9 protein-coding genes are annotated in these 13,550 nt (G+C 69.4%); 6 read left to right on the forward strand and 3 right to left on the reverse strand.

The window, feature by feature from the left end; all coding sequences use genetic code 11:
* The first annotated feature begins 23 nt into the window (after nucleotides 1–23).
* From FFI87_RS33535 to FFI87_RS33560, 6 genes are all read left to right on the forward strand, one after another.
* Entirely contained in the window at nucleotides 24–1,304 is a 1,281-nt protein-coding gene (locus FFI87_RS33535) for a cytochrome c (RefSeq protein ID WP_138850651.1), read from the forward strand.
* A complete protein-coding gene (locus FFI87_RS33540) occupies nucleotides 1,301–1,801 on the forward strand; it encodes a (2Fe-2S)-binding protein (protein ID WP_006760329.1) in 501 nt (166 codons plus the stop codon). The genes FFI87_RS33535 and FFI87_RS33540 overlap by 4 nt, the downstream gene beginning before the upstream one ends.
* A complete protein-coding gene (locus FFI87_RS33545; RefSeq protein ID WP_138850652.1) occupies nucleotides 1,801–4,062 on the forward strand; it encodes a xanthine dehydrogenase family protein molybdopterin-binding subunit in 2,262 nt (753 codons plus the stop codon). The genes FFI87_RS33540 and FFI87_RS33545 overlap by 1 nt, the downstream gene beginning before the upstream one ends.
* A gap of 67 nt (nucleotides 4,063–4,129) precedes the next feature.
* Nucleotides 4,130–5,047, forward strand: coding sequence for a LysR family transcriptional regulator (locus FFI87_RS33550; protein WP_138850653.1), 918 nt, complete (start codon nucleotides 4,130–4,132; stop codon nucleotides 5,045–5,047).
* 241 nt (nucleotides 5,048–5,288) lie between these two features.
* Nucleotides 5,289–6,506 carry an MFS transporter gene (locus FFI87_RS33555; RefSeq protein WP_138850654.1) on the forward strand — a complete coding sequence of 406 codons (1,218 nt, stop codon included), beginning with the start codon at nucleotides 5,289–5,291 and terminating at the stop codon, nucleotides 6,504–6,506.
* Between the two features lie 160 nt (nucleotides 6,507–6,666).
* Nucleotides 6,667–7,779, forward strand: coding sequence for an alkene reductase (locus tag FFI87_RS33560; protein ID WP_138850655.1), 1,113 nt, complete (start codon nucleotides 6,667–6,669; stop codon nucleotides 7,777–7,779).
* 64 nt (nucleotides 7,780–7,843) lie between these two features.
* Here FFI87_RS33560 and FFI87_RS33565 read toward each other — a convergent pair whose 3' ends face one another.
* The 3 genes from FFI87_RS33565 to FFI87_RS33575 form a co-directional block, all read right to left on the reverse strand.
* Nucleotides 7,844–8,515: a phosphohydrolase gene (locus FFI87_RS33565; RefSeq protein ID WP_138850656.1), complete on the reverse strand. Its 672-nt coding sequence runs from the start codon at nucleotides 8,513–8,515 to the stop codon at nucleotides 7,844–7,846.
* Between the two features lie 74 nt (nucleotides 8,516–8,589).
* The gene (locus FFI87_RS33570) at nucleotides 8,590–10,470 is read right to left on the reverse strand and encodes an amidohydrolase (protein WP_138850657.1); all 1,881 of its coding nucleotides are present in this window, start codon (nucleotides 10,468–10,470) and stop codon (nucleotides 8,590–8,592) included.
* A 157-nt stretch (nucleotides 10,471–10,627) separates the two neighbouring features.
* On the reverse strand, nucleotides 10,628–13,474 hold the full coding sequence (locus tag FFI87_RS33575) for an ATP-binding protein (RefSeq protein WP_138850658.1): 2,847 nt from the start codon (nucleotides 13,472–13,474) through the stop codon (nucleotides 10,628–10,630).
* Between the last annotated feature and the right edge of the window lie 76 nt (nucleotides 13,475–13,550).

Below are 13,550 nucleotides of genomic sequence, written 5' to 3' on the forward strand. Positions count from 1 at the left end.
CGGCCGATTCGCGTGGAGCACGCATGAAGCACAAACGTCTCTGGCTCGGTGCGACCGGCGTCGCGATCGCGGGCCTCGCGATCGCCGTCGGCATCATGGTCCGGCCGTCGATCGCGCCGATCGAGCCGCCCGCACGCGCATCGTTCGATCCGCAACTCGTCCGGGCCGGCGCGCGCGTGGTCGCACTCGGCGATTGCGTCGTCTGCCATACGGCGAAGGACGGCAAGCCGTTCGCCGGCGGGCTGCCGCTCGCGACGCCGTTCGGCACGATCTACGCGACCAACATCACGCCGGATGCCGATACCGGCATCGGCCGCTGGTCGCGCGACGCGTTCTCGCGCGCGCTGCGCAGCGGCATCGCCCGGGACGGGCATCCGCTCTACCCTGCTTTTCCGTACATCCACTTCACGCGGATGTCCGACGACGAGATCACGGCCGCCTACGCGTATCTGATGACCCGCGAGCCGGTGCAAGCAAGCACGCCGAAGAACGACCTGATCTTCCCGCTCAACTTCCGCCCGCTCGTCGCGTTCTGGAACGTGCTGTTCCTGCACGAAGGCGCAAGCACGCCGGACCCTGCGCAATCCGCGCAGTGGAATCGCGGCAAGGCACTGGTCGACGGCCTCGGCCACTGCGCGTCCTGCCATTCGCCGCTGAATGCGATCGGCGGCGAGAAAGCGGGCAAGGCATTCGACGGCGGCATCGTCGACGGGTGGGAAGCGCCGCCGCTCAACACGCTCGGCAACGCGGCACGCCCGTGGACGCAGGCCCAACTGGTCGCGTATCTGCGCACCGGCCGCGCGAGCGAGCATGGCGCGGCCGCCGGCCCGATGCTGCCCGTCACGCGCGATCTCGCGACCGTGCCCGCGGAAGACGTCGAGGCGATCGCCGCGTACATCCTGTCGATCCAGAAGCCTGCCGGCGCACGGCCTGAGACGGCCGGCGCCGGACGCAACCCGACGACGCCCGCCGGCCAACGCGGTGCGGTGCTGTTCCAGGCGTCGTGCGCGCAGTGCCACGGGCCGGCGGCGCCGATGCAATCGATCGGCGAGCGGCCGACGCTCGCGTTCAGCACGGCGGTGGCCGCCGATACGCCTCGCAACGCGATCCAGATGATGTTCAACGGTATCGGCTGGCATGGCGAGGACACGCTGAACTACATGCCGTCCTACCTCGACCAGTACGACGACCGGCAAATCGCGGATCTCGCCGCGTACATTCGCGAAACGTACTCCGATCGCCCCGCGTGGAGCGACGTCGAATCCCTGGCCGCGCAACTCAGAAAGGAGGACCGCACGCGATGATCACCCTCACCGTGAATGGCGCGCGGCATACGCTCGACATCGACCCGTCCACGCCGCTGCTCTATGCGCTGCGCAACGACTTGCACCTGCACGGCGCGAAGTTCGGTTGCGGCCTCGGACAATGCGGCGCGTGCACCGTGATCGTCGACGACAAGCCGATGTTCTCGTGCCTGATCCCGGTCGCCGCGATCGGCGCGCGCAGCGTCAGGACCATCGAAAGCCTCGGCACCGCCGAGCGGCCGGGCAAGCTCCAGCAAGCGTTCATCGATCATCAGGCGGCGCAGTGCGGCTATTGCATCGCCGGGATGATCATGCGCGCGCAGGCGCTGCTCGAACGCAACCCGAAACCGACCGAACGCGAACTGCGCACCCACATGGAACCGAACCTGTGCCGTTGCGGCACCCACCTGCGGATCCTGGCGGCCGTGCGCCAGGTCGCGGGCCTGCCGGACCCGGAACCGGCCGGCGCGCCGGTCATGATCAGCAAAGGGCTCTGATGAACGCACCCGACGACATCGACGAAGGCCGCCGGCACTTCATGGTTTCCGGCGCGCTCTTCGTCGCGTTCAGCCTGGCGCCGGCCGCACGCGCCGCCGCCGAGGTCGTGATCGCCGACGAAGGCGCGGCCGTGCATGTATCGCACGCCACCGAAACGCTGGCCGGCAGCCTCAAGACCAACCCGCTGCTGGATGCGTGGATCAAGATCACGCCCGACGGCAAGGTCACCGTGTTTACCGGCAAGGTCGAGCTCGGCACCGGCGTGCGCACCGCGTTGCTGCAGGTGGCGGCCGAGGAGCTGAACATGAAGCCCTCGCTGATCACGTTCCTGACCGCCGACACCGGCGCGTCGCCGGACGAGGGGCTTACCGCCGGCAGCCACACGATGGCGGACAGCGGCTCCGCGCTGCTGAACGCCGCCGCGCAGGTGCGCGCGCTGCTGGTCGACGGCGCGGCGAAGCAGTTCGGCGTCGATCCGCGCACGCTCACGGTCGCCGATGCGCTCATCAAGGCGCCGGACGGCCGCACCATGCGCTATGGCGACGCGGTTCGCACCGTCGACCTGCATCGCAACGCGACGCCGACCTCGCCGCTGAAGCCGCCGGCGACGTTCGCCGTGATCGGCACGTCGCTGCCGCGCGTCGATATTCCGAACAAGGTCACGGGTGGCGCGAGCTACGTGCAGGACATGGAACTGCCCGGCATGCTGCATGCACGCGTCGTGATGCCGCCGGTGTACGACGCGAAACTGCTGTCGTTCGACGAAGCGGCGATCCTGAAGATGCCGGGCGTCGTCCGGATCGTGCGCAACGGCAGCATGCTTGCCGTCGTCGCGCAGGGGGAATGGCAGGCCGTCGTCGCGCAGCGCGCGCTGGCCGCCGCATGCCGCTGGTCGCCCGGTCGGGCGCTGCCCGATCGCAATACGGTTCATGAAGACCTGAAGCGGATCTCGACGCAGCACATCGAGATCGCCAATACGCATGCGCCAGCCGCCCCCGCAGTGAAGACGCTGAGCGCCACGTTCCTGAAGAACTACCTGCTGCACGGCTCGATCGGGCCGTCCTGCTCGGTCGCGCGTCTCGAGAACGGCATGCTGACCGTATGGACCCACTCGCAGGGCGTGTATCCGCTGCGCGACGCGCTGGCCGAGATGCTGTCGATGCCGAAGGCGAACGTCCGCTGCATCCACACCGAGGGCTCGGGCTGCTACGGGCACAACGGCGCGGACGACGCGGCCGCGCATGCGGCGCTGATCGCCGCCGCGATGCCCGGCAAGCCGATTCGCGTCCAGTGGATGCGCGAACAGGAACATACGTGGGATCACTTCACGCCGGCGATGGTCACCGAGCTCAGCGCGTCGCTCGACGCAGGCGGCCGCATCGTCGACTGGAAGTACGCGCTGTGGAGCAGCTCGCACAACGAGCGCATCGTCAATGCCGGCCGGCTGCTGCCCGCGCGGATGCTCGAGCCGCCGTTCGTCCCCGCGCCGTCGACGCCGATGCTGCAGCCCGAAGGCGGCGGGGATCGCAACGCGATCCCGCTGTACGCGCTGCCGAACATGCACATCGTCAACAACTTCTCGCCGACGATGCCGCTGCAGACGTCCGCGATGCGCTCGCTCGGCGCGCACACGAACATCTGGTCGATCGAAAGCTTCATGGACGAGCTCGCGCACGCCGCCGGCGTCGATGCAGTCGAATTCCGGCTGCGTCACATGCAGGATCACCGCGCGCAGCAGGTGATCAAGCTCGCCGCGACCAAGTTCGGCTGGCCGCGTCCGCCACGCGCGCGCAACCGCGGCGTCGGCTTCGCGTTCGGCAAATACAAGAACCTGATGGCTTACGTCGCGATGGCGATCGAGATTTCGGTGGTGCCGGAGACGGGCCAGGTCACGCTCGAGCACGCTGAAGTCGCCGTCGACGCCGGGCAGGTCGTCTCGCCGGACGGCATCCGCAACCAGATCGAAGGCGGTATCGTGCAGGCCGCGAGCTGGACGCTGTACGAGGCATTGAAATACGATACGCAGCGCATCCGCAGCTTCGACTGGAGCAGCTATCCGATCCTGCGCTTCTCGGCGGCGCCGCAAAGCGTGAAGGTCCATCTGATCAATCGCCCTGGCGCACCGTTTCTCGGCGCGGCCGAGGCGTCGATGGGACCGACCGCCGGTGCGCTCGCCAACGCGATTTTCGACGCAACCGGCCAGCGCCCGCGCGAAATGCCGTTTGCCGGCGACGGGCTGAGGAAACGCATCGACGCATAGCGTCACGACACAACCGATCGCGCCGGCACGAACCGGCGCCGACAACCGACAGGCTGGAGATTGAACGATGGATACCTTGCTTTCGATGCGCGTGTTTACGCGCATCGTCGAAACGGGCAGTTTCACGCGCGCGTCGGACACGACCGGGCTGACGACACCGCGCGTGTCCGCGCTGCTGAGCACGCTCGAACAGCACCTCGGCTGCCGGCTGCTGAACCGCACGACGCGCCGCATCTCGCTGACCGAGGACGGGCAGGCGTACTACGAGCGCTGCGTCGGCGTGCTGCGCGAAATCGACGACATGGAAGCGGCGGTATCGCAGGCGCGCAACGTGCCGCGCGGCCGCCTGAAGGTGAACCTGCCGCCCGCGATGGCCAAGCAGATCATGGTGCCCGCGCTGCCCGGGTTTCTCGCCGCCCATCCGAACATCTCGATCGAACTCGGCGTGACCGATCGCCAGATCGACCTCGTCGGCGAGGGCGTCGATTGCGTGGTGCGCATCGGCGCGCTCGACGACTCGGGGATGATCGCCAGGCGGATCGGCAGCCTGACCACCTGCACGTGCGCTGCCCCCGCGTATCTCGACCGATGCGGCGCGCCCGAAACGGTCGACGAACTCGCGCAGCACGTCGCGATCAGCCACATCTCGGCCGATACGGGCCGCCCGCGGCCGTGGGACTACGTCGTCGACGGCGAAACGCGGATCGTGCAGATGTGCGGCACGGTCGCGGTGAACGACGCCGATACCTACATCGAGTGCGGCGTCGCGGGCATCGGCCTGATCAAGACCTCGCTGTACCTGGTCGAACCGTATCTGAAATCGGGACGGCTGCGCGAGGTGCTGACCGATTTCAACGCGCCGCCGCGGCCGATCTCGATCCTGTATCCGCCCAATCGGCATACGCCCGTCAAGCTCAAGATCTTCGTCGACTGGCTCACAAGCCTGTTCGCGCAGATTCCGACGCTGCAGGGCCAGCGCGGCTGAACGCCGCCACCGGCAGTCCTGCACGGACGCTCGCGTCCCAACCGTTTTCACGCCCCTGACACCGCGAGCGTTGCGCGCCTTTGCGCGGCACGCAATGCTCGATTGCGCGACGGACGTATTCCGTTGTCATCGCTCGATCAATAGTCTTGACGGCAATGCGGCGTGCATGGCTCGCCGCTTGCGAAATTGCAATGCGCCGCCCGGCAAACGGGCGTCCGACATCTCGTTCAAGGAGTCGACCATGTCAACGGAATCCCCCGCCCTCGCGGCCCACGGGCAGACGCCCAGGCTCACGCAGGGCCTCATCCTGCTGTTCGCGTTCAGTTGCGGCGCGATCGTCGCGAACCTGTACTACGCGCAACCGATCACCGAGCTGATCGCGCCGGGGCTGCATATGTCCGGCGGGATGGCGAGCCTCATCGTGTCGCTGACGCAGATCGGCTATGCGCTCGGCCTGTTCTTCATCGTGCCGCTCGGCGACCTGCTCGAGAACCGCAAGCTGATGATCGTCACGGCCGTGATCTCGATCGCGAGCCTCGCCGCGGCCGCGGTCACGCGGACGCCCGGCCTGTTCCTCGCGATTTCGCTGCTGATCGGCTTCAGCTCGGTCGCCGTCCAGATCCTGGTTCCGCTCGCCGCGCACCTCGCGCCGGATCATTCGCGCGGCCGGGTAGTCGGCACGATCATGAGCGGGCTGCTGCTCGGCATCCTGCTCGCGCGCCCGCTGTCGAGCGTGGTGGCCGACGCGTTCGGCTGGCGCTTCGTGTTCGCCGCGGCCGCGGGGGTGATGACGCTCGTGACGGTCGTGCTCGTGCTGACGATTCCGTCGCGCCAGCCCGATCATCGCGCAACCTATTTCGACCTGATCGGCTCGCTGCTGCATCTGGTGCGCACGATGCCGGTGCTGCGCCATCGCGCGTTCTACCAGGGCCTGATGTTCGCGTCGTTCAGCCTGTTCTGGACCGCCGTGCCGGTCGAGCTGACGCGTCACTACGGGTTGTCGCAATCCGCCATCGGCCTGTTCGCGCTCGTCGGCGCGATCGGTGCGACGTCGGCGCCGGTCGCCGGCCGCTTGGCGGACGCCGGCCATACCGTGCGGGCGACGCTGATCGCGCTGGTCGCCGGCGCACTGTCGTATGCGGTCGCGCTGCTTCACGGCGTGGGCCTGTACGGCCTCGTCGTCACGGGCATCGTGCTCGATTTCGCGGTGCAGATGAACATGGTGCTCGGCCAGCGCGAGATCTACGCGCTGGATGCGACGAGCCGCAACCGTCTGAACGCGCTGTACATGACCAGCATCTTCGTCGGCGGCGCCATCGGCTCCGCGCTCGCGAGCCCGCTGTACGAACACGGCGGCTGGCCGCTCGTCGCCGCGGTCGCCGGCGCCTTCCCGATCGTCGCGCTCGCGCACTACCTCGCGATCGGCCGGCCGTACGCGCAACGCCACGCACGCACCTGAACCGGCGCCGGCCGCCGGTCGAGCGCACGCATGCCGCATGGCACGTGCGCGCGCCGGAACGCCGCCGGCATGTCATTCCGACTTTCCACCGGGGCCGCCGTTTCGCCGCTTGCGGCGGTGCGATGTGCGGCGCCCCTGCTCCACGCACAAGGAATCCACCATGTCTTCCCTGCTCAGCACCTATGATCTGCGCGGCCTGCCGCTGCCCAACCGAGTCGTGATGGGGCCGATGACGCGCTCGCGCGCACCATCGCGCGGCCAGCCGACCGCGCTCATGGCCGAGTATTACGCGCAGCGCGCGTCCGCCGGCCTGATCGTCACCGAGGCGACCAACGTCAGCCACACGTCCGCGGCGTTCGAACTGACGCCCGGGCTCGTCACCGACGAACAGGCGGCCGGCTGGAAGCAGGTCACGGACGCGGTCCATGCGAATGGCGGCCGCATCTTCGCGCAGCTGTGGCACGGCGGCCGCGTCAGCTCGCTGACGCTGCTCGGCGGCGACGCGCCGCTGTCGCCGTCCGGCGTCAACGACGATCTCGAGCAATTGCAGGTGTGGGCCCGGTTGCAGAACGGCTATTACACGAAGATTCACGCGACGCCGTCGCGCGCGATGACGACGGCCGAAGTCGCCGCGACGGTCGACGACTTCGGCCGCGCGGCCGCCCGCGCGATGGCGGCCGGCTTCGACGGCGTCGAGATCCACGCGGCCAACGGCTACCTGCCGCACCAGTTCCTGTCGTCGACGCTGAACCGCCGCGACGACCGCTACGGCGGCTCGGTCGCGAACCGCGCGCGCTTTCTCGAGGAGATCGTCGCCGCGGTCGGCGGCGTGATGCCGCTCAGCCGCGTGGGCGTGCGCATCTCGCCGTACGCGCAATACAACAACGTGCGGGACGCGGAGCCGGATGCAACGTACGCGTACGTCGGCCGCATGCTCGACGAAGCGGGCGTCGCCTACCTGCACGCGGCCGATACCAACGGCTGGAGCGGCGAGCCCGACCTGCCGCGCATCATCGAGCACACGCGCAAGGCCTTCGGCGGCACGCTGATCGTCAACGGCGGCATCACGCCGGACGCCGCGAATGCGCTGATCGATGCGGGCGACGCCGATCTCGTCGCGTTCGCGCGGGCCTACATCGCGAACCCGGATCTCGTCGAACGCATCGCCACGCATGCGCCGCTCGCCGTGCCGAAGTCGATCGGCTGGTACGGCGGCGAGCGTGCGGGATACGTCGACTATGCGCGGCACGACGCGGCGGCGCCAATCGCCTGAGCCGCGTCGCACGGCGACGCCATGAGCGGCGGGCCGCGCGGCCCGTCGCTTTGAAAAGGTTCCTTCAGACGTCCTTCCAATGCGCACCCAGCACGCGCCCGCAGAAATTCGGCCGGTGAAAATCCGGATCGGCCCGCTCGAGCACGTCGGCGCTCCAGGTGCCGAACGTCGATGCCGGCCGGTGCGCGACCCCGCGGGCGACCGCGTCGAGGAACGCGTCGCCGAACCCGTCGCCGCGCGGATAAGCGGCGAGCAGCGCACGGCGCTCGTCGGCCGAATACGCGTCGGCGGCGGTGGCCATCAGGTCCGTCGATACCGCGCCCGACAACGCGCGCGCCAGCGGCGACATGCGGGCGGCCACGCCGGGCGTCGTATGCAGCGCGATGGCGCGCCATACGTCGTCGCAGATGGGCTGCGGCGTGCGGTGCCGCGACAGGAACGCGTGCGCGGCATCGGCGCTGTCGAGCTCGTAGCGCGCGCTCGAGCGGCAATACGCGGCGCTCAGGCCCATGTTCGCATACAGGGCGGCCACGTACAGCGCATCGGCATCGCACGTGTCGCCGGCGCGGCGCGCGGCGAGCGACGCGAGAACGAATACCCGGCAAGCGTGGTCGGTGATCACGCGCGGCAGCGACGCGCGCGCGGCTTCGGCGGCCTCGATCGCGATCGGCGTGCGCGGAATGCGAACGCCGGCGACTTCGTCATTCGCCGATGCGCACGTGTGCGCAGAATTCATGTCGTCTCCTTCTTCCCCGTGCCGGGGCCGAAAAATTGCTTGTTCTTCGCGCCACGCGCGCCGATACCCGTCGCCTAAAAAGCAGCGCCGAGGCAACCGAACGCGCTGCACGGCTCGGCGAGTTCCGTCGCGGCCGCATCGAGGCGCCGCGCGAAACGACGTCCATATTCGCGCGCGAAACCGGCATCGCGGCCGCCGTCGGCCGCGGCTCGCGGCTGCGCCGACGCGACCGGGCGCCACCGGCCCATGCCGCCGAACTCGGCCACGGGCGACCACGCGGGGCTCACCGGCAGCGGCGGCGGCGCCAGCGGCGCGAATTCGTCGTCCGCGTGCACGACCTTGCCGTCGACGATCGTCAGGACCGACGACAGGTGCTTGATGTGCGACTCGTCGATCGTGAAGTAGTCGTCCGTCAGCACCGCGAAATCCGCGTACCGGCCGGGCAACAGCGCGCCCTTGCGATCGTCTTCGTTCGAGAACCACGCGCTGCCGACCGTATAGCGGCGCAGCGCCTCCATCCGGCTGAGCCGATTGCCCTCCGGATAGAGCACGGTGCCGCCGACCGTCCGCCCGGACACCATCCAGTACAGCGACACGAACGGGTTGTAGCTCGCGATGCGCGTCGCGTCGGAGCCGGCACCGACCGGCAGCCCGGCCGCCAGCATCGCGCGGATCGGCGGCGTGCGCGTGGCGGCTTGCGCGCCGTAGCGCGCAATGAAGTACTCGCCCTGGAACGCCATCCGGTGCTGCACCGTCACGCCACCGCCGAGCGCCGCGATGCGCGCGATGTTCGCATCCGAAATCGTCTCGCAATGATCGAAGAACCAGCGCAGGCCGTCGAACGGGACATCCCGATTCACGGCTTCGAGCACGTTCAGGAAGCGGCCGATCGATTCGTCGTACGTCGCGTGCAGCCTGAACGGCCAGCGCTGGCTGACCAGCAGCCGCACGACCGCGGTCAGTTCCGCCTCGAGCTCGTCGGGCAGGTCCGGGCGCGGTTCGAGGAAATTGCCGAAATCGGCCGCGGAATACACCAGCAGTTCGCCGACGCCGTTCAGCCGCAGGAACGCGTCGCCGTCGCCGGGCTTCGCCAGCGTCATCCATCGCGCGCAGTCGTCGATTTCGCGCCCCGCACGCTGCACGAACAGGCTGTACGCGATGCGCACCGTCATTTCGCCGCGCTTCGCGAGCGCCATGAGCGCGGCGTAATCGTCCGGATAGGCCTGAAAATCGCCGCCGGCGTCGATCGCGCTGGTCACGCCGAGGCGGTTCAGCTCGCGCATGAAGTGCCGCATCGAATTCATCTGGTCGTCGAAGCCGAGCCTGGGGCCCTTCTCCAGCGCCGCATGCAGCACGGCCACGTCCGGGCGCGCGAGCAGCATGCCGGTCGGCCGGCCGGCGCGATCGCGCTGGATCTCGCCACCGGGCGGATCGCACGTGTCGCGGCCATAGCCGATCGCGCGCAGCGCGGCCGCGTTCAGCAGCGCGCTGTCGCCCAGGTGCATCACGAACACCGGCGTGTCGGGCGCGATCGCGTTGAGTTCGGCCACCGTCGGCCCGCGCTTTTCGGCGAACTGGAATTCGGTCCAGCCGCCGACGACGCGCACCCACTGCGGCGCGGGCGTGCGCAGCACCTGGCGACGCAGCATGCGCAGCGCCTCGGCCAGCGTCGACACGCCGTCCCAGCGCAGTTCGAGGTTGAAATTCAGGCCGCCGCGGATCACGTGCAGGTGCGAGTCGTTCAGCCCCGGGATCACGGTGCGGCCGTTCAGGTCGATGTGAAGCGTGTCGCTCCGCGCATGGCGCATGACCTCGGGTGCGCTGCCGGCCGCGAGAATCCGGCCGTCCTTCACCGCGAGCGCGGTCACGAACGACTGCCTGTCGTCCTGCGTCGCGATCTTGCCGTTGAATACGATGAGATCCGCCGATTGCGCGGATTGCGTCGCCTTAAGCACCGTCAGCCTCCCCGCTTGCGCCGCAGGCCGGCAACCGGCCGCACGCGGCATGCCGGCGGTTTGACGTTACAAGCACCATCCACCCTCCGTTGAATATTGATCGACCGGACGGCCGGCCGCGTTGCGCGGGTGCGTCCTGAGCGGGCCACGCGCGCCATCACGCCGCCGATTGCATCGCATCCAGGGTCTCGTGACGGATGTGCGCATGACCGCTCGGCCGCACCGTCTCCGAGCGGATGAAGCTCTGCACCCGCGCGAGGCGCCGCACGTCGACCGCGCACGATTGCGGGTCGAAATGCCCCGACAGGTTCGCGACCAGCGACGACGCCTGCCCGATACGCCCGCGCTCGATCAGATGATCGGCGAGATCGAGCGTGCCGCGCAGCGCCCACATCGCCGCGCCTTGCCCGTTCGCCGCGTGGATCGCCATCAGCAGATGCCGGTGCCCGTCCGCTTCGCAGGCGATAGCGCGCTCCGCGTCGGCGGTGCGGGCCTGTTCGAGCATCGCCAGACCTTTGGCACGCAGCAGCTCGGGCACGAACAGGTGCTCGCCTTGCGCCCGGCAGCACGCGAGCGTCGCGTCGAGCTTCACGCGGGCCTCGGCCGCGCGGCCCGTGCGCGTGAGCCCTTCCGCATACGCGACCACCAGCGGCGCGAGCAGGCGCCGGAAGCCGCTCGCCTCGATGCGTCGCAGCGCGGGTTCGAGCCGCGCCAGGCCAGCGCCCGGATGGCCGGCCTGCATGTCGAACTGTCCCGCGAGACATTCCGCATGGCTGAGCCAGATATCGAACCCGTTCGCCTCGGCGGCCGAGCGCAGCGTCGCGAGATAGTCGGAGATGATGTCGTGATCGCCGTGGCGCAACGCGATCGGCACGGCCGCCGCGCCGAGCACGACGCACAATGCCAGCGCCGACCCGCCGCGGCGCGCGAATTCGACCGCCTGCGCGGCGAGCCGCATCGCATGGTCCACATCGCCCTGCATCCAGACGAGCCGCGCCAGCACCGTGCGGCCGAGCGTCGCGACGTCGATGCCGAGCGCCGCTGCCGCGCAAGGCGGTTCGCCGGCCACGGCCAATTCGGCCGTGGCCGCCTCCAGCCGCTCGCGCGCCAGCGCATGCTCGCCGAAATAATGCAGCGAAGTCGCGACCATCGCGTTCGCCAGCAGCCGTTGCGGCCGGTCGCCGCGCCGCTCGGCGGCCCGCTCGAAGCGCATCGCGTAGCGCAGCGATTCGTGAATGTCGCCGCGCGACAGCATCGCGTTCCAGAGCCCGACCATCGCGCTGGCATCGAATGCGTCGTCGCCGACCCGCCCGGCGAGGCCGAGCGTGCGCTCCCACATCGCGGCGGCCGTCTGCGTATCGCCGTCCGTATACAGCAGCGCCGACGCATAGGCCGCGCGCAGCCGCATCTCGCTCGACGCGTCGACGGCACCGAGCGCGCCGGCCTCGATGGCATCGAGCATGCGCTTCGCCGGGCTCGAACAGTCACGCATGCGCGCAGGCTCCCGCAATGCGAGCGCCAGCGCGTCGGCTTCCGCGACAGGCGGCTCGGGAGCCGCGGGTTCGCGCGCGGCTTGCACGTGAGCCGGCATCCGGGGCTGGGCCTGCGCGTGTTCATGGCGCGCATGACGCTCGGCGATGCGTTCGAACTCGCCCTCGTTATGCAGTTTCTCCAGCGCATACGCGCGCGTCGATTCGGTCAATCGGTAGCGCGCCTGCGCGCCGTTGAATTCGACGGTCACCAGCGACTTCGCGACCAGCTCGCCGAGCACCGCGATCATTTCGGCGGGCGACATGCCGGGATCCATCGCGACTTCGCGGGCCGCATCGAACGTGAACGGGCCGACGAAGCACGCCATCCGGCGAAACAGCGCACGCGCGGCCGCATCCAGCAGCACATAGCTCCAGTCGAACGTCGCGCGCAGCGTCTGATGGCGCGGCAACGCTGAGCGCAGGCCGCCCGTGAGCAGGTTCAGCCGGTCGTCGAGACGCGACGCGACGACCTCGAGCCCGAGCGTCGCGACGCGCGCGGCAGCCAGTTCGATCGCGAGCGGAAGCCCGTCGAGCCGCCGGCAGATATCGCCGATCAGCCGGACACCCGCCGCGTCGATCACGCACTCGGGCGTGGCCGCGCGAACCCGCGCCAGAAACAGCTCGACCGCCGAATGACGCACGATCTCGTCGACCGTTGCGGCGCCGTCGGGCACCGCCAGCGGACTCACGCGAAACACGGTTTCGACCGAGATATGAAGCGGCTCGCGACTCGTCACGAGCACCCGCAGCGGCACGACGCGCGCCGCCAGCGACTCGACGAGGTCGGCGACCAGATCGACGACGTGCTCCGCGTTGTCGAGCACGAGCAGGCTGCGCGACACGGCGAATGCGTCGCCGATCCGGTCGACGGCCGGCACGCCATGCATGTCGAGCCCCAGTTCCTCGGCAATCGCGAGCAGCACGTCGTCGCGCGTCGTGGCTCGCGCCAGTTCGACGAACAGCACGCGTTCGCCGTCCCGGCTGCGCCACGTGTGCGCGACGTGGTCGGCCAGACTCGTCTTGCCGATGCCGCCCGCGCCGACGAGCGTGACGACCGGCGCACGGTCGATCATGTCGACGATCTGCTCGAGCTCGGCGCGGCGTCCGACGAGCGGGGCCTGATGGACCGCTTCGGCGCCCGGCGCCGTGGCAGCCGGATGCGGCGCCACCGCGTGCAGGAGCGGCGGATTCGCGACCAGCAGGTACCCGCGGCCCGGGACGGTCTTGATCAGGTCGCGGCTCGCGCCGAGCGCCTTGCGCAACGCCGCGACATGAACCTGCAGCCGGTTCTCCTCGACGATCAGGCCGGGCCAGACGGCATCCATGATGTCGTCCTTCGACACGACGGAACCGTTGGCGCGATGCAGTACTTCAAGTATGTCGAGCGCGCGCGCGCCAATCCGCAGCGCAGCGCCGTGACGGCGAATGTCGCGCTGCTCGAAATCCACCGATAAAGCCCCGATCTGGATCATGGCCGCCTCCAGGTTCCCCACGATGACCGCCATGTGAACGGAGCAGGTCACGGGGGCGGGAGTCCGCACCCGGCCT

It is taken from the genome of Burkholderia sp. KBS0801 (genome assembly GCF_005937855.2).
GTDB classification, from domain to species: Bacteria; Pseudomonadota; Gammaproteobacteria; order Burkholderiales; family Burkholderiaceae; genus Burkholderia; species Burkholderia ambifaria.

Bases quoted from the DNA above. Each gene is read 5' to 3' on its own strand.
- FFI87_RS33550 (WP_138850653.1), top strand. From the start codon at position 4,130: ATGGATACCTTGCTTTCGATGCGCGTGTTTACGCGCATCGTCGAAACG.
- FFI87_RS33565 (WP_138850656.1), bottom strand. From the start codon at position 8,515: ATGAATTCTGCGCACACGTGCGCATCGGCGAATGACGAAGTCGCCGGC.
- FFI87_RS33535 (WP_138850651.1), top strand. From the start codon at position 24: ATGAAGCACAAACGTCTCTGGCTCGGTGCGACCGGCGTCGCGATCGCG.
- FFI87_RS33545 (WP_138850652.1), top strand. From the start codon at position 1,801: ATGAACGCACCCGACGACATCGACGAAGGCCGCCGGCACTTCATGGTT.
- FFI87_RS33560 (WP_138850655.1), top strand. From the start codon at position 6,667: ATGTCTTCCCTGCTCAGCACCTATGATCTGCGCGGCCTGCCGCTGCCC.
- FFI87_RS33540 (WP_006760329.1), top strand. From the start codon at position 1,301: ATGATCACCCTCACCGTGAATGGCGCGCGGCATACGCTCGACATCGAC.
- FFI87_RS33555 (WP_138850654.1), top strand. From the start codon at position 5,289: ATGTCAACGGAATCCCCCGCCCTCGCGGCCCACGGGCAGACGCCCAGG.
- FFI87_RS33575 (WP_138850658.1), bottom strand. From the start codon at position 13,474: ATGATCCAGATCGGGGCTTTATCGGTGGATTTCGAGCAGCGCGACATT.